This is a genomic window from Arthrobacter sp. Soil_N43, assembly GCF_057655195.1.
This window is the reverse complement of the sequence record NZ_JBDGML010000066.1, coordinates 1-15,475: the sequence shown is the minus strand read 5'-3', so window position 1 is coordinate 15,475 and position 15,475 is coordinate 1. Positions and strand designations below refer to the sequence as shown.

The window sequence follows — 15,475 nt, the reverse complement described above, 5'->3', positions numbered from 1 at the left end:
GAACCGACATATACCTGAAACGGAAAATATAGACTATGAGTGACGAAACCCCTGAGGTTCCTTCGGACTCGGCAGAAAACCCCGAAGTGGTGCTGGAGGGGGATGTGCTGATCGACCGCGTGGAGCAGGTTGACCTCCAGACGGAGATGCAGCGGTCCTACCTCGACTACGCCATGGCTGTCATCGTGGGCCGTGCACTGCCTGATGTCCGGGACGGTCTCAAGCCTGTGCACCGCCGCGTGCTGTACGCCATGTTTGATGGCGGTTACCGTCCCGACCGCTCGTTCAACAAATGTGCGCGCGTCGTGGGCGAGGTCATGGGCCAGTACCACCCGCACGGTGACACCGCCATTTACGATGCGCTGGTCCGCCTGATCCAGGACTGGACCATGCGGTACCCGCTGGCCCTTGGACAGGGCAACTTCGGTTCTCCCGGCAACGACGGCGCCGCTGCACCGCGTTACACCGAAACCAAAATGGCGCCCCTGGCCATGGAAATGGTGCGGGACATCGACGAGGAAACCGTCGACTTCCAGGACAACTACGACGGCAAGAACCAGGAACCCACGATCCTCCCGGCACGGTTCCCGAACCTGTTGGTGAACGGCTCCTCGGGCATCGCCGTCGGCATGGCCACCAACATTCCGCCGCACAACCTCCGCGAGGTTGCCGACGGCGTCCAGTGGTACCTGGCCAATCCCACCGCCAGCCGGGAGCAGCTGCTCGAAGAGCTGCTGCTCCGCATCAAGGGGCCGGATTTCCCCACGGGGGCGACCATCCTCGGCCACAAGGGCATCGAGGATGCCTACCGCACGGGCCGCGGCTCCATCACCATGCGCGCCGTGGTCAACGTGGAGGAACTCCAGGGACGCACGTGCCTGGTGGTCACGGAGCTGCCCTACCAGGCCAACCCGGATAACCTGGCCATCAAGATTGCCGAGTTGGTCAAGGACGGTAAGGTCCAGGGGATCGCCGACCTCCGCGACGAAACCTCGGGCCGCACGGGCCAGCGCCTGGTGATTGTCCTGAAGCGCGACGCCGTCGCGAAGGTGGTGCTGAACAACCTCTACAAGCACACGCAGCTGCAGGAAAACTTCGGCGCCAACATGCTGGCCATCGTGGACGGCGTGCCGCGCACGCTGAGCCTCGACGCCTTCATCCGCCACTGGGTCACACACCAGTTGGACGTCATTGCACGCCGCACCCGGTACCGGCTGCGCAAGGCCGAGGAGGAAGCGCACATCCTGCGCGCCCTCTTGAAGGCCCTGGACATGCTGGACGAGGTCATTGCCCTGATCCGCGCCTCCAGCACCACCGAGGCCGCACGCGACGGGCTGATGCAGCTGCTGGACATCGACGAACTTCAGGCCCGGGCCATCCTGGACATGCAGCTCCGCCGCCTGGCCGCACTGGAACGCCAGAAGATCCAGGACCGCCACGCTGAACTCGAAGCACTGATCGCCGAGTACAACGCGATCCTTGCTTCGGAAGAGCGCCAGCGCGAGATCATCAGCAACGAGCTTGCCGAGATCGTGGCCAAGCACGGTGACGACCGCCGCACCAAGATCCTCATGGGCTACGACACCGACATGTCCATGGAAGACCTCATTCCTGAAGAGGAAATGGTGGTCACCATTACCCGTGGCGGCTACGTCAAGCGGACCCGAAGCGACAACTACCGCTCCCAGCAGCGCGGCGGCAAGGGCATCAAGGGCGCCCAACTGCGCGGCGACGACGTTGTGGAACACTTCTTCGTCACCACCACGCACCACTGGCTGCTCTTCTTCACCAACCTGGGCCGCGTCTACCGCGCCAAAGCGTACGAACTTGCCGAGGGAAGCCGGGACGCCAAGGGACAGCATGTGGCCAACCTGCTGGCCTTCCAGCCGGACGAGCACATTGCCCAGGTGCTGGACCTAAAGGACTACCAACACTCCCCGTACCTCGTGCTCGCCACCAAGCGGGGACTTGTCAAGAAGACCCGGCTGGAGGACTACGACACCAACCGGTCCGCGGGCGTCATCGCCATCAACCTGCGCGACGAGGATGAACTGGTCTCCGCACAGCTCGTCTCCGAGACGGACGACCTCATGCTGGTATCACGGAAGGGCCAGTCCATCCGCTTCACCGCGACGGATGACGCGCTGCGGCCCATGGGCCGTGCCACCTCAGGCGTGACGGGCATGAAGTTCCGTGAGGACGACGAACTTCTCGCCGCGAACGTGGTCACCGACGGTTCGTACGTCTTCATCGTCACGGAGGGTGGCTACGCCAAGCGGACCGCCGTCGAGGAGTACCGTCTCCAGGGACGTGGCGGACTGGGCATCAAGGTCGCCAAGCTCGCCGAGGAACGTGGCGACCTCGTCGGCGCCCTGATTGTCCAGGAAGAGGACGAAGTCCTGGTGGTCATGGAGGGCGGCAAGGTGGTCCGTTCGGCCGTGGCCGGCGTTCCCGCCAAGGGCCGCGACACCATGGGCGTCATCTTCGCGAAACCTGACAAGAACGACCGCATCATAGAGGTGGCACGCAACAGCGAACGCGGACTCGAGGGAGAGGAATCTCCGGACGATGACGTAACGTTGGCTGAAGATGCCGGATCAGCAGATGGGTCCGCAGAGGCAGAAACAGCAGAGGCAGAGTCGGCAGTGCCCGCAGCATCCCAGGATGCGGACAATGACGCCGAGCTGACCGAAGACAACACCGGAGGTAACGAGTGAGTAATTCCGACTCATTTCCCAAGCCGAGCAGCAATGGTCCCGGCGGGATACGGCAGCCGGCAGCCGCTCCACGAGTGAACGCCCCGGTGCGTCCCCAGCAGAGCCCGGGCTCGGCATCGGGACCTGCGGGACAGCGGCCCGCCGCACCGGGCCAACGGCCCGGCCAAGCGCCAGGCCAGGCGCCCGGGCAGACGACCGGGCAGGGGCAGCGTCCCCAGGCGCCCGGCCAGCGTCCCCAAATACCCGGCCAGCGGCCTGCAGTGCCCGGTCAGCGGCCCGGTCAGGGCACGCCGGGACTCGTGAAGCCCGCACCGAAGGCCAAGGTCCGCCGCGCGCGCCTGCTGGTCAGCAAGGTGGACCCCTGGTCCGTCCTGAAGATGGCCTTCCTCCTCTCCGTGGCCCTCGGGATCGTCACCGTGGTGGCGGCCATCGTGCTCTGGACGGTGCTGGACCTGACCGGCATCTTCGACCAGGTGGACAGCCTGCTCGGAACCCTCGCCGGCTCCGAAGGCGGCGGATTCGAACTGAAGAAGGTTGCTTCCCTCGGCCAGGTGGCTTCCTTTGCCACCATCATCGCCGTGGTCAACGTTGTGCTGCTGACGGCCCTGTCCATGCTGTCAGCCGTTCTGTACAACATCTCTGCCACCCTTGTGGGCGGCATCGGCGTCACGCTGACGGACGACTAGAAAAGCCCGTGATTCCGGGGAAATAGCACCACGGAATGCCTCGATTTGAGATCGGGCCGGGATGTGCTGTAAAGTCATGTCTCGGCCCGATGAGGCATCGGGGCGTATAGCTCAGGCGGTTAGAGCGCTTCGCTGATAACGAAGAGGTCCCAGGTTCAAGTCCTGGTACGCCCACGGAACCTGCACAGGTTCTAGTAAAGGATCAGGTAAAACTGACCGGAACGGGGTGCGTGTGAAGAAGTTGCTGGCAATTGCAGCTGCGGTCGCAGGCGTCCTGCTCTACAGGAAAGTGCAGGAATCCGAAGCCCGGAAAACGGTCTGGAGCAAGTCAACCGATACGGTTGAATAGTCCGGATCCCCGATGCGGAGGCTGGTCAGACGGCCTTCCGAACTAGGGTATGATAGACGGGTTGCTTCTTATGGGGGCATGGCGCAATTGGTAGCGCACCTGCTTTGCAAGCAGGGGGTTCGGGGTTCGAGTCCCCGTGCCTCCACCATAAGGAAAGTCCCGGCCAGAGATGGCCGGGACTTTCCGCTTTTAACAGGTTTCGACAGGCTCAACCAGCGGGCCATTACGCTGTAACCGTGACCTTCTTCATCGCCGCCTTGGGCGTCCTCGGTGTGGCTTCCTCCGGACCCCTCATCGCTGCAACCCTCGGTTCCACCACGGTGACGGCCCTGGCCATTGCCTTCTGGCGCAACGCGATCGGAGCTGGGGTCATGGCGACTCCCACCCTCGTCAGGGAACCGGCGCAGTTCGGGCGGATCACGGGACCGGAGTTCCGATGGTCGCTCGTGGCAGCCCTCGCCCTGGCATTGCATTTCGCCTGCTTCATCACCTCCCTGCAGCTGACATCCGTTGCCGCCGCCACCGCCCTCGTCTGCCTGCAGTCCGCCTGGATCGCCGTCATACAGCTGTTCCGCGGCGTGAGGCACCGGTGGCCTGTCCTGGTTGGCCTCGGCATAGCGTTCGGCGGCGTGGTGGCCATCACCGGCTTCGATATGGGCGCGTCCAGTGAAGCACTGTTGGGCGACCTCCTGGCCGTGGCTGGAGGCCTCCTGGCGGGCATCTACACCTTGGCAGGCGGCAGGGCCCGGCAAAGCATGACCACGGGAACCTACACCACACTCTGCTACGGGATGTGCGCCGCGTTCGTTGCGGTGCTTGCCCTCTTCACCGACCAGCCGCTCGTGGGCTTCGAGGCGGCCGGCTGGATGGGGATCATAGCCATCACCGTCTGCGCGCAGCTGATTGGGCACACGGCCTTCAACCACCTGCTGGCGACCATGAGCCCGCTGCTTGTGTCCATGATTATCCTGCTGGAGATTCCCGGGGCGGCGCTGCTTGCTGCCGTCTTTCTGGATGAGTCACTGCCGGCGGGGACGTACGGTGGCCTTGCGCTCATCCTGGTGGGGCTCGCCGTCGTCGTTGCAGGTCAGCGCACCGGCAAGTCCGGGCGCGGAAGACCTCTGGCGGAGCGCCCCCTGGCGGAGTTGGGCACAGACTGAGGGACAGCCGGCCGCGCCGGCCACCGGCCTGCAGCTACTGGCCGCCGCGGCGGGCCGGCTGGCTGGTATTGACGGTGTGGATGGCGCGCAGCAGCTTGGCGGGAAAGTACACGGAGAAGAAGACCACCATGGGGGCCTTGAGGGCCATCTTCTTCACGTTGTGCGCCTTGTACGTCCGGTCGAAGCGGGTCACGTAGTAGCGGTAGTCGCGGGGCGAGTCTTCGAGGCGCCGGGCCGACATCCCGGAGACCATCTGCGGCCAGTACTGGATCCTCAGATCGTGGTCCGCGAGGTGGAGGGAGAGGTCGATGTCCTCGTGCATCTCGTCCTTCTCATCCCGGCAGGCCTCGCTCCGGATGGTCTCCCACGCAGAGCGGCGGAGCGCCATGTTGGATCCGAAGAGGAAGTGGTACTGGTGCTTGGCCAGTTTGAGCATGAGTTGGCGCATCTTGTCGTCGGCTTTGAGGCCGAACCGGCGCATGGGCATGTCGTAGTAGACCACGGGTCCTGTGGCGGCCTGGGTGGACTGGTCTTCAAAAGCCTTCTGGACCTGTTCCACCCAGTCAGGCTCCACCACTGAGTCGGCATCGATGCGGCCAAGGATATCGCCGGTTGCGTGGTCAAGGCCGAAGTTGCGCGTGGGGATGAGGCCCTGTTCCTTGTCCTGGCTCAGCAGGATGATGGGGCTCTCGGGGTACTCCTGCTGCATCTGGCGGACGATGTCTGCCGTGCGGTCTTTGGACATGTTGTCCACAACGATGATTTCGTGCGCCGGAACGGATTGATAGACGGCGGCAATCAGGCATTGCCGGATGACGCTTTCCTCGTTATATGCCGGTATGACGATGGATACGCCCGGCAGCTGCGGAGCGTCATGCAAGGCATCCTCGGAGGATCTATCGGGTGACATCACCTCAAATTTAGCACCGATCAAATTTCTTCCCCCCGGTGGCGCGCACACCAGCACCGCGTAAGAAGGCCGCGCAAAGAAAGAGGGGCCCCGCACCAAGCGGGACCCCTCCACCTCACGCCCGTTCGGCGTGGGATGTAAATGCTTTACTTGTCAGCTGTCTTGCTGGCACCGTTGTCGATGTTGGCGGCGATGTTCTTGACGGCGGTCTTTGCGTCGGTGCTGACCTCGCCGGCGTCGGAATCTCCGGCGACGTGCTTGGCCTTGTCCGCCGAACCTTCTTCGGTGTCCTCGGCGGCGGCAGCCGCCAGGGGCGTGGCATCGGCATCGGCTGCTGCAGGCTCGGTGACGGCAGTGGCCGGCACCGGGGACGGAGTCTCAGCGGCAGGGGTTGACGGCGCCGGAGTAACGGGCGCCGGGGTCTTCCACGGGTCCTCGACCGGCTTGGAAGCCTTCCAGGCGGCGACTCCAGCGGCCACTGCCGCCGCGATGACTCCAACGATCAGCAGTCCGCGCTTCTTCGGCTTTTCCGGCTGCACCAGGGCTTTGCCGGTGACCGCGCGGCTTGCCTCCGAAGCCGCCGACTTCAACTGGGTGCCGGCAACGTGTGCCTGCTCCTGGATGGAGTGGATGATGCCGACATCCCCGAGCTTCTGTGCCACGGCGTCCACGCGGGCCGGAGCGTTTTCCAGGGTCCGGTGGACCGATTCCGACGCCGTGCCGATCTGGTCGGAGAGCCGGGGCAGGTATTCGACCACGACGCGGTCCCGGGCATTTGCAATAACGGGGGTGGCCTTGTCCAGGGCCTCGTGCAGCCTCGGCGTGGCACCCTCGACGGCGTCGTGAATCTTCGGTGCCAGGTGCGCCAGTCCGTCCTGGATCCGCGGCGTCACGACGGCAACTCCGTCAGCCAGGTTGTAGGCGGCAGACTTGAGGCCTTCCTGGATTTTGGGGGAAGCGGTGTCGATGCCATGCTGCAGCCGGGGTACAGCCCAGTCCACTGCGGCTTCCACCCGGTCTTTTGCGTTCTCTACTGCGGAACTGACCGACAACTCCAGTTCACGGGCAATACGATCCGTTTTTTTCACAACTACCTCCCGATTAATGTGACGGTTCTGTCGCTAGCCTACGTTGAGGATGACCCGCGCTGCTATCGTTCCCGCGGATTCCCGGCGGATTTCACCCAACGCGGAACTGCCTTTGCTGCCCCGTGCCGCGTTGACCCTCCGTGAAAGAATGACCGTATGACTGCCACAGCAACTGCAAAAGCAACCATCCACACGAGCCTCGGCGACATCGTCGTAAATCTCTTCGGCAACCACGCGCCGAAGACCGTCAAGAACTTCATTGGATTGGCCACCGGCGAACAGACGTGGACGCACCCCGAGACTGGCGAGGAAAAGACCGGCACGCCGCTGTACAACGGCACCATTTTCCACCGCATCATCAAGGACTTCATGATCCAGGCCGGCGATCCCCTGGGCCGCGGCACCGGCGGACCGGGTTACCGCTTCGACGACGAGATCCACCCCGAGCTGAGCTTCAACGCCCCCTACAAGCTGGCCATGGCCAACGCAGGCATCCAGATGGGCAAGGGAACCAACGGCTCCCAGTTCTTCATCACCACCATCCCCACCGACTGGCTGCAGGGCAAGCACAGCATCTTCGGTGAAGTGGCTGACGAGGAATCCCGCAAGGTCGTCGACGCCATCGAGGGTGTTCGCACCGGCATGGGCGACCGTCCGGTCGAAGATGTGACGATCAACAGCATCGACATCGAGCAGCTCTAACCCACACCATGAGTTACGGAATTCCGTCGGTCGAGCCGTCCGCGCAGGTACCAGTGTGCCCCCGGCACCCGGACAGGCCCTCCTACGTGAGCTGCCAGCGCTGCGGGCGTCCCGCATGCCCTGAGTGCCAGCGGGCGGCCGCCGTCGGATTCCAGTGCGTTGACTGCGTCAACGAAACAAAACGTACGACGCCGGCCGTCCGGACCGTCTACGGCGGCGCCGTGACGGAGGGCAAGCCGCTGGTGACGTTCGGGATTATCGCGCTGTGTGCAGTGCTCTATGTGCTGCAATGGCTGATTCCCGGCGATGAGGTCTATCAGAACCTTGCCTTCGCAACCGTCTATGCCACTCCGGAGTACGGGGTGTTCGAACCTTGGCGGATGCTGACGTCGGCGTTCCTGCATTCGCAGGGTTTCATCCTCCATATCGTGCTCAACATGTACATGCTGTGGATGTTCGGCCAGGCGCTGGAGCCGCTCCTCGGACGCATCCGTTTCCTGGCCGTGTATATCCTGTCCGCGATCGGCGGCTCAGTCGGCTACCTACTGCTGACCCCGGGCTATGTTCCCGGCCAGCCCCTGACCGGAGTGGTAGGTGCCTCGGGAGCAATCTTCGGGCTCTTCGGAGCCATGCTCGTAGTCCAGCGTCACAGGGGTGGTGACACCCGGCAGCTCTGGGTGCTCATTGCCATCAACGGCGTCATCGGATTCATGGTCCCCCAGATCGCGTGGCAGGCCCATCTCGGTGGCTTGGTGACAGGCGCCCTCTGCGCTGCCGCCATCGCCTATATTCCCCGCGGACCCCGCCAGCACTTTCTGCAGTTTGCCGGCCTGGCCGCCGTCCTGGCATTGCTGGCTGCCGCCACCTGGTACCGCGTCGTCGGCGGCTGACGAGCGCTTTCCCACTTCACATACCCCGGCTGTGCCCCTGCGGCCTTGAACGGCTTCTGCCGCCTCATGGCTCCGTGCTTGCGGTTGTTTTTGCGGCCCGTACGTTCCGGCACAGCATCCCGGCACGGCATCCCGGCACCGCGCCCAACCAAAGCACGGGCGCGCCTTCGGCGACTGCTTTTAAGCCTCGCGCGGGTCCAAGCCTGCCTCTTTTACACCAACGTGTAGCCCCCTTCAACGGAGAGTTTTCCACAGGAGTTATCCACACTGTTGGTAACTTACACCCCTGTAGTTCAGCCCCGCCCCCGCCCACTTCCCCGTTATCTAGGCGTTCTTCGGGATTTCCGCAGCGCAAGGTCCACAATTGTGGATAACCCGCCGGGGGCCGCCTGTGGTTAAGTGGACAACTTCGTCAGGGCGGGGCATCGGCGGCGCCCCGCCCGCCCCGGGGGAAGCCACTCCGGGGACGTCACCCCATTGGTCCACGGCCCAAGGGCCGCCGCGCGCCAAAATCACGCCAAGCGGTCCGCCGCGGACGGTCTGGATGTCAACAGGGTTATGCACAACTGTTAATAACTTACAGCCGTGTAGTTCGACGGCGGGAGACGGTCCTGAGGCCTACATCGCGGTGGTTTCCGCCGTTCTTCCCCACAGGTTATCCCCACCTGTGGATAAGTTGTGGGTACCCGCCTGTTGTTAAGTGGATAACCGGAACGCCACGGGCGGCAAGGGTCGCGCCGGGTGGTACAGGCCGCGTGTAGTCTCGGACTAACCGCCAGCCAGCGCTACTGTCCGCCGGTGACTTCCGGCAGGCTGATTCACCAAGGAGTACGCCGTGAGCACCACCGAACACATCTTCCTGGACAAGTACCACCCCGCCTCCTGGCGTGCCCTCAACGGTCTGGGACTCAAGGTCCGGGAAGCCGCCATTGAAGCCGGGCTGGATCCTAAGCTCATCGAATTGCTGAACGTCCGTACGTCCCAGCTCAACGGCTGCGCGTACTGCCTGGACATGCATGTCGCGGACGCACTCGAGGGCGGCGAATCCAGCCAGCGGCTGGCTGTGCTCCCCGCCTGGCGCGACACGGAACTCTTTGACGGTGTCGAGAGGGCGGCCCTGGCACTGGCCGAGAGCATCACGAACCTCCCCGACGCGCGAACACGCGAATCCGAGGACGCCTACGCGCGTGACCACCTTACGGCCGAGCAGTATTCAGCGGTCAGTTGGCTGGCCATTACGATGAACGCGTTCAATAGGGTTTCCATCACGAGCCAGCACCCCGTCCGCCGGAAAAGAGAGTAGTGCCGGCGTTATCCACAGAGTTTCCACATTGTTAATAACTTGCGGGGGCCTTTTCGTGAGGGGAAGCAGACATCAGAGGCCCTGACCCGCGTATCAGCCGAAAGCAGGTGCCCGGCTTATCCACACTGTGGATATCTTTACCAACATCTGTGGATGCCGGCCAACTGCGTTGGGAGAGCGGACGAAGCGTCTACGCCCAGACGCCTGATGTTCCGCGGCGGTGGCTGTCGATGAGGTGGGTGTCCACCATGCCGATCGCCTCCATGAGCGCAAACATCGTGGTGGGGCCGACGAACGCGAACCCTTTTTTCCTCAGTGCCTTGGACAGTGCAATGGATTCAGCGGACGTCGTGGGTACATCAGCGTAGGTCAGGGGCGCGGGAGTGGAAGCGGGCTGGAATTGCCACACGAAATCCACCAGCCCGCCCTCGTCGCGCAGGGCAATGGTGGCCCGGGCGTTGGTGATGGCGGCACGGATCTTCAGCCTGTTTCGCACAATGCCGGCGTCCTGGAGCAGCCGTTCGACGTCGGTCTCGGTGAACGCCGCCACAGTCTCAGGATGGAAGTTGGCGAAGGCCGCACGGAACGCGGGCCGCTTGCGGAGGATGGTTGCCCAGGACAGCCCGGCCTGGAACGCCTCCAGGCTGATGCGTTCGTACAATCCTTGTTCGTCCCGGACGGGCAGTCCCCACTCGGTGTCGTAGTACTCCCGCATCAGTGGATCGGTGGAGGCCCACACCGGACGGGCAAGGCCGTCGTCGCCGATGATGATGCCTTCGGGAGTCATGGCAACGGGACGGCCGTCAGGAACGCCAGCGCGTGGTCATGAGGAAACCCATGATCGCAATGCCGAATCCGGCCACGATATTCCAGGAGCCCCAGTCGCCCACGGGGAGCTTGCCCTCGCTGATGTAAAAGGTGATGATCCAGAGCAGGCCGATGATCATCAGCCCGAACATGACAGGCTTGAACCACACGGCGTTGGGCTTGTTCGCCTGCGTCGCGGAGACAGACTCGGCCGCACGGGCAGTCTTCTTACGTGGCTTTGACTCGGGCACATGTCCTCCTTGGCGGGATGAATCAAGAACGGCGACCTCGGCTTGATATCCTGCTAGCAGGAATATTGCCGGCGGTCTGCGCGCTCCTGGTCAAGTCTGAAGTCTTACTAGCAGCCAATTCTAGCTGTAGTTCAGGCCACACCAGCGCCCACCGCACCCGCCTTGGAGGAGATCGCGTGGTACTGCAGGAGAAGGTGAGACCCCCTGCCGCGCCGGTTTCCGGCGTCGTAATCCTGCGAAGGGCCGTGCAGATCATCGGTGAGCTGCTGATGACTGTCGGCATTGTGCTCCTGCTCTTCGTCGCATGGCAGCTGTGGTGGACGAACGTCGCGTCCGACGCCAAGCAGGGCGAGGTGGTCAAGAACTTTGCCCGCGAGCTGGCTGCACCGGTGACTCCAGCGCCCGTCCCCAATCCGGGCGGATCGGCGGCAGCGTCGGGGACAGCGGACTATGGGCTCCCCGCGGTCGCCCGGGCACCCGGGCACGGCGGCACCATCGGCATCATCTACATTCCCCGGTTCGGCGAAAACTACACCCGGCCCATCGTTGAAGGCACCAGCCCGGACGTGCTGGACACCCTCGGCCTGGGCCATTACGGGAGTACTGCCATGCCAGGGGCGGTGGGGAACTTCGCCGTGGCCGGTCACCGGCAGACGCACGGCGCCGTGCTGGACAATATCCACACCTTGGTTCCGGGAGACAAGATCTACGTCCAGACCAAGGACGGCTACTACGTCTACGTTTTCCGGAACAACCGGATCGTGATGCCGTCCGCCGCTGACGTCCTGCTTCCGGTGCCCTCCCAACCCGGAGCGAAGCCGACCGAAAGATTCCTGACCATGACCAGCTGCAACCCCCGCTTTGGTTCACAAGAGCGGATCATTGCCTACTCGGTCCTGGACCACTGGCGGCCCGTATCCGCGGGGCCGCCGCCCGAAATCGCGGCCCAGGTGGCACGCGCCCGAGGGGAAGGCTGAGACTTGTACGGTTGGATATTCCGGCACCTCCCCGGCCCGCTCTGGCTCCGCATCCTCACGTCCGCGGCGCTGATTGTTGGGGCACTGTTCCTGATGGTCGAGTTCCTTTTCCCCTGGATGTCACAGTTCACACAATTCACCGACTCAACGATTGGTGCGGCAAGCAAACCATGAGCACAACCAAGATCCTCGTCGTGGACAATTACGACAGCTTCGTCTACACCCTGGTGGGCTACCTCCAGGAACTGGGCGCCGAAACCACCGTGGTCCGCAACGACGACGTCACGCTCGCCGAAGCGATCGAAATGGCGGAAACGCGCGACGGCGTACTCATCTCGCCCGGTCCGGGCTCTCCGTCCGAGGCCGGCGTCTGCATTGAGCTGATTCGGTGGTGCGGCGACAACGACAAGCCCATGTTCGGTGTCTGCCTGGGCCACCAGGCCCTCGCCGAGGCATACGGCGGCACCGTGACACATGCGCCTGAACTGATGCACGGCAAGACGTCCCTGGTCCAGCACGAGGGCACCAGCGTGTTTTCCGGCCTGCCCTCCCCCGTCACCGCAACGCGCTACCACTCGCTGGCAGCAGTGCGGGAGTCCATTCCCGAGGTTCTCGAAATAACAGCGGAAACCGCCACTGGCGTGGTCATGGGTCTGCAGCACCGCACGGCGCCGCTGTGTGGAGTCCAGTTCCACCCGGAATCGGTCCTCACCGAGGGCGGCTACCAGATGCTGGGCAACTGGCTCGAGTCACTCGGCATGAAGGGCGCGGCCGAACGCGCCGCTAAGCTCAGCCCGCTTATCCAGCACTAGCGGCCCATACAGCCGGCCAGCGGTTTCCAGCGCTTCCCGCGTTCTAGCGCTTCCCGGTGGCGGTGGGCGAGGCTGTCGGCGATGGAGTGGGAGTCGGCTTTGGGGCAGGTGCCTTTGCCACGGTGATGGTGATGGTTTTGCCTTGCTCCACCAGGGCATTCAGCGGGTCGCTTTGTCCTGTCACCTTGTCCGGAGCCACTTGGGAATTCTCCACTTCCCGGATGACAACCGGCAGGCCCAGCTCCTTCAGCGCGGCTTCCGCTTCGGCGCGCGTCAAGCCGCGGAGCTCGGGCATGGGCACTTTGCCTGTGGAAATGATGATCTCCACGCTGCTTCCCACGGCAACCTGCTGGCCCGGAGCCGGCTTGGTGGTGATCACCAGGCCGGCCGGGACCGTTGTGCTGTTGGCCATGGTGGTGGACGGTGCGCCCACCAGTCCGACCTGTCTCAGGATGTCACGCGCCGCCGCCTCAGTCCGACCAGGCAACGCTTCCGGGATCTTGACGGCGCTGGGCCCGGCCGAAACATTGAGCGTCACTTCCGAATCCAGGTTGAGGAATGATCCGGCCGCGGGCACAGTGCCGATGGCGGTGCCCTTGGCCACCGTATCGTGCTGGACGCGTTTGATCTGTGGACGCAGCTTGGCGTCGTACAGCACCTGCAGGGCTTCGGTTTCCGTGCGGGCTTCCACCGAGGGAACAGCAACCTTCACCGGCTCCGCCGGCGGCTGGTTCATGACGTTATACAGCCACAGTCCGCTGCCTGCCAGCACGAGCAGGGTAAAAATCACAAAGGTGGCGGTCCACGCCCGACGGCGGGACTTCTGTACGTTCGTGCGCTCCCGCTCCCGCGGGAGGCCCAGGGGAAGATCGTCCTGTTCAGCCGTCTCGTACATCGCGGCGGCCTCGGCGGGCAGAACGGCCTCGCCGCCGGCAGGCTCGTGGGCAGGGCGGAGCCTGCCGCCCGGGGCATCGTCCAGGAAGCTGGCACCCGTCACGGAGAACATCTCCGTGGCAGGCATGCGCTGGGGCTGCGGAACGTGGTCGTTCGGGTCTGTCGGGGCCTCGCTGGGGGACACTCCGGGCACGGGGATACCGTTTTGGGCGGCCCGGAGCGCACGCCTGAACGCTGCGGCATCCTGGAACCGGTCGACCCGGTTTTTCTGGAGTGCCTTCGCCAGGACGCTGTCGAGCGCTTCGGAAACGTCCGGGTTGAGGCTGCTGGCAGGTTCAGGAATCTCGCGCACGTGCTGGTACGCCACGGATACCGGGCTTTCACCGATGAAGGGAGGGCGGCCGGTCAGCATTTCATATAGCAGGCACGCGGCGGAGTACAGGTCGCTGCGGGCATCCACGGTCTCGCCGCGGGCCTGCTCCGGCGACAGATACTGGGCAGTGCCCACGACAGCCTGCGTCTGCGTCATGGTGGCGGCGGAGTCCGCCATGGCACGGGCGATGCCGAAGTCCATGACCTTGACCATGTCCGAGTTCCTGCAGAACATCACATTGGCCGGCTTGATGTCCCGGTGAACGATTCCGGCCTTGTGGCTGTACTCGAGTGCGGACAGGACACCCAGTATGTAGCTGATGGCCTGGTCGATGGTGATGTCTCTGGCCCTGATGAGGTCCCGCAGGGTCTGCCCATCCACGAATTCCATCACGATGTAGGGCACCCGGACGTGGTCATGGTCATCCCCGGGCAAGGCGTGGTCCCCGGTGTCGTAGATGGCCACGATGGACGGGTGGTTCAGGGCCGCGACGGCCTGTGCCTCGCGTTTGAACCGGGCCTGGAACTGGGGATCCCGTGCCAGGTCCGGGCGCAGCAGCTTGATGGCCACTGTGCGCCCCAGCCGCGTGTCGATGCCGCGGTGTACATCGGCCATGCCTCCCCGGCCTATGAGCTCACCGAGCTCATAGCGTCCGTTGAGGATGCGCTGGGCGGTCACCGGGATATGGTCTTCCCGGTGCGACGGCGATCGTGGCGGCGTAGTCACAGCTTATCCCTGGCCCAAGGGGGTGCTCGGAATGACACTGGGGCTGGGGCTGGGGCTTTGGGTGGTGGGCGTCGCGGCGGGAGCCTTGGCAAGGTGATAGGTCACCACAGATCCGGCATCAACTTCGCTGCCGCTGCCCGGCTCCGAGCTGACGAAGGTGCCCGGTTCCTGTCCCGGATCACCCTCCACGTCAGGTCCCTTGACCCAGCGCAGCTTTGCGTTTTCGATCGCAGTCCGGACCTGGGCCTCGCTGCTGCCCGGGCTAAGGCTCGGCACCGTGGCCTTCTCCGGGCCCTTGGAGTAGGTGACCTTGATGGTCTCCCCCGGCTGGACCGGGCCGGTCGGGTTGATTTCAGTGACCGTACCGGGAGCCGCCGCATTGAAGACCGGTACCCCGTCCACCCGGAGTCCCAGTGCATTCAGTTCGTCGCGCACATCGGTGAACTGCTTGCCCAGGTAGGCCGCGGGAATGACGTTGACCGTCTCCGGAGTGCTTTGTGTGGGAGACGGCGTGGGCGTCGCTGAGGCGGTGGAAGGCGTGGGGCTGGCACTTGTTGAAGTCGCACTGCTGGCGGCACTCGAGGTGGTACCGGCAGGTGACTGCGGCGGGAACAGGAGCCCCGACTGAGTCAGCAGGATACCCACAACGGCGAAGATCACCAGCAGGATCAGGGCAATCAGCGGCCAGGTCCACGGGCTGCGTCCGCGGCGCTCCGGCTCATCCGCCGGTTCGTCGTACTGTTCCTCTTCCTGCACCCAGCTGCGTTCAGCGGCCAAGGCGTCGGCCCGCGACAGCGTGCTGCCGGCGCGCGTGGGCGCGCCGTCCGATC

At 64.2% G+C, this 15,475-nt stretch carries 15 protein-coding genes and 2 tRNA genes; 11 read left to right on the top strand and 6 right to left on the bottom strand.

The window, feature by feature from the left end:
* The first annotated feature begins 35 nt into the window (after positions 1-35).
* The 6 genes from gyrA to AC3A3W_RS06220 all read left to right on the top strand — a co-directional run bounded on the left by gyrA (position 36) and on the right by AC3A3W_RS06220 (position 4,912).
* A complete protein-coding gene (gene gyrA / locus AC3A3W_RS06245; protein ID WP_487441192.1) occupies positions 36-2,717 on the top strand; it encodes a DNA gyrase subunit A in 2,682 nt (893 codons plus the stop codon).
* Entirely contained in the window at positions 2,714-3,403 is a 690-nt protein-coding gene (locus tag AC3A3W_RS06240) for a DUF3566 domain-containing protein (RefSeq protein ID WP_487441190.1), read from the top strand. Before gyrA ends, AC3A3W_RS06240 begins: the two co-directional genes overlap by 4 nt.
* A gap of 100 nt (positions 3,404-3,503) precedes the next feature.
* Positions 3,504-3,577: transfer RNA gene (locus tag AC3A3W_RS06235), tRNA-Ile, on the top strand.
* A 52-nt stretch (positions 3,578-3,629) separates the two neighbouring features.
* The gene (locus AC3A3W_RS06230) at positions 3,630-3,752 is read left to right on the top strand and encodes a DLW-39 family protein (protein ID WP_400478369.1); all 123 of its coding nucleotides are present in this window, start codon (positions 3,630-3,632) and stop codon (positions 3,750-3,752) included.
* A 72-nt stretch (positions 3,753-3,824) separates the two neighbouring features.
* Positions 3,825-3,900: transfer RNA gene (locus tag AC3A3W_RS06225), tRNA-Ala, on the top strand.
* 88 nt (positions 3,901-3,988) lie between these two features.
* The gene (locus AC3A3W_RS06220) at positions 3,989-4,912 is read left to right on the top strand and encodes a DMT family transporter (RefSeq protein WP_487441188.1); all 924 of its coding nucleotides are present in this window, start codon (positions 3,989-3,991) and stop codon (positions 4,910-4,912) included.
* A 34-nt stretch (positions 4,913-4,946) separates the two neighbouring features.
* On the opposite strand, the gene AC3A3W_RS06215 is transcribed toward AC3A3W_RS06220, so the two are convergent.
* Both AC3A3W_RS06215 and AC3A3W_RS06210 read right to left on the bottom strand, forming a co-directional pair.
* The gene (locus AC3A3W_RS06215; RefSeq protein WP_487441186.1) at positions 4,947-5,822 is read right to left on the bottom strand and encodes a glycosyltransferase family 2 protein; all 876 of its coding nucleotides are present in this window, start codon (positions 5,820-5,822) and stop codon (positions 4,947-4,949) included.
* Positions 5,823-5,968: 146 nt separating this feature from the next.
* Positions 5,969-6,910, bottom strand: coding sequence for a hypothetical protein (locus AC3A3W_RS06210; protein WP_487441184.1), 942 nt, complete (start codon positions 6,908-6,910; stop codon positions 5,969-5,971).
* Between the two features lie 156 nt (positions 6,911-7,066).
* Here AC3A3W_RS06210 and AC3A3W_RS06205 point away from each other — a divergent pair, with 156 nt between their 5' ends.
* The 3 genes from AC3A3W_RS06205 (at position 7,067) to AC3A3W_RS06195 (ending at position 9,805) form a co-directional block, all read left to right on the top strand.
* Positions 7,067-7,612, top strand: a complete 546-nt coding sequence (locus AC3A3W_RS06205) for a peptidylprolyl isomerase (protein WP_400576951.1) — start codon at positions 7,067-7,069, stop codon at positions 7,610-7,612.
* A gap of 8 nt (positions 7,613-7,620) precedes the next feature.
* Positions 7,621-8,502: a rhomboid family intramembrane serine protease gene (locus AC3A3W_RS06200; protein ID WP_487441181.1), complete on the top strand. Its 882-nt coding sequence runs from the start codon at positions 7,621-7,623 to the stop codon at positions 8,500-8,502.
* An 835-nt stretch (positions 8,503-9,337) separates the two neighbouring features.
* A complete protein-coding gene (locus tag AC3A3W_RS06195; RefSeq protein WP_487441179.1) occupies positions 9,338-9,805 on the top strand; it encodes a carboxymuconolactone decarboxylase family protein in 468 nt (155 codons plus the stop codon).
* 190 nt (positions 9,806-9,995) lie between these two features.
* Here AC3A3W_RS06195 and AC3A3W_RS06190 read toward each other — a convergent pair whose 3' ends face one another.
* Together AC3A3W_RS06190 and AC3A3W_RS06185 are read right to left on the bottom strand one after the other, a co-directional pair.
* Positions 9,996-10,592: a DNA-3-methyladenine glycosylase I gene (locus AC3A3W_RS06190; RefSeq protein ID WP_487441177.1), complete on the bottom strand. Its 597-nt coding sequence runs from the start codon at positions 10,590-10,592 to the stop codon at positions 9,996-9,998.
* Positions 10,593-10,608: 16 nt separating this feature from the next.
* Complete coding sequence (locus tag AC3A3W_RS06185) at positions 10,609-10,863, bottom strand: cell division protein CrgA (RefSeq protein WP_205654763.1); 255 nt, start codon at positions 10,861-10,863, stop codon at positions 10,609-10,611.
* 176 nt (positions 10,864-11,039) lie between these two features.
* Between AC3A3W_RS06185 and AC3A3W_RS06180 the strand changes: the two genes are divergently transcribed.
* Both AC3A3W_RS06180 and AC3A3W_RS06175 read left to right on the top strand, forming a co-directional pair.
* Complete coding sequence (locus AC3A3W_RS06180; protein WP_487441175.1) at positions 11,040-11,840, top strand: class E sortase; 801 nt, start codon at positions 11,040-11,042, stop codon at positions 11,838-11,840.
* Between the two features lie 170 nt (positions 11,841-12,010).
* Positions 12,011-12,652 (top strand): aminodeoxychorismate/anthranilate synthase component II, encoded by a 642-nt coding sequence (locus AC3A3W_RS06175; protein WP_487441173.1) that lies wholly within the window; start codon positions 12,011-12,013, stop codon positions 12,650-12,652.
* 43 nt (positions 12,653-12,695) lie between these two features.
* On the opposite strand, the gene pknB is transcribed toward AC3A3W_RS06175, so the two are convergent.
* Positions 12,696-14,645 (bottom strand): Stk1 family PASTA domain-containing Ser/Thr kinase, encoded by a 1,950-nt coding sequence (gene pknB, locus AC3A3W_RS06170; protein ID WP_487441171.1) that lies wholly within the window; start codon positions 14,643-14,645, stop codon positions 12,696-12,698.
* Between the two features lie 3 nt (positions 14,646-14,648).
* Positions 14,649-15,475, bottom strand: an 827-nt coding sequence (locus AC3A3W_RS06165; protein WP_487441169.1) for a PASTA domain-containing protein, incomplete at its 5' end; no start/stop codon positions are given.

What these genes read in the sequence shown, in the direction of transcription:
- gyrA (WP_487441192.1), top strand. Translation starts at nt 36, where the DNA reads ATGAGTGACGAAACCCCTGAGGTTCCTTCGGACTCGGCAGAAAACCCC.
- AC3A3W_RS06215 (WP_487441186.1), bottom strand. Translation starts at nt 5,822, where the DNA reads ATGTCACCCGATAGATCCTCCGAGGATGCCTTGCATGACGCTCCGCAG.
- AC3A3W_RS06205 (WP_400576951.1), top strand. Translation starts at nt 7,067, where the DNA reads ATGACTGCCACAGCAACTGCAAAAGCAACCATCCACACGAGCCTCGGC.
- AC3A3W_RS06200 (WP_487441181.1), top strand. Translation starts at nt 7,621, where the DNA reads ATGAGTTACGGAATTCCGTCGGTCGAGCCGTCCGCGCAGGTACCAGTG.
- AC3A3W_RS06190 (WP_487441177.1), bottom strand. Translation starts at nt 10,592, where the DNA reads ATGACTCCCGAAGGCATCATCATCGGCGACGACGGCCTTGCCCGTCCG.
- AC3A3W_RS06175 (WP_487441173.1), top strand. Translation starts at nt 12,011, where the DNA reads ATGAGCACAACCAAGATCCTCGTCGTGGACAATTACGACAGCTTCGTC.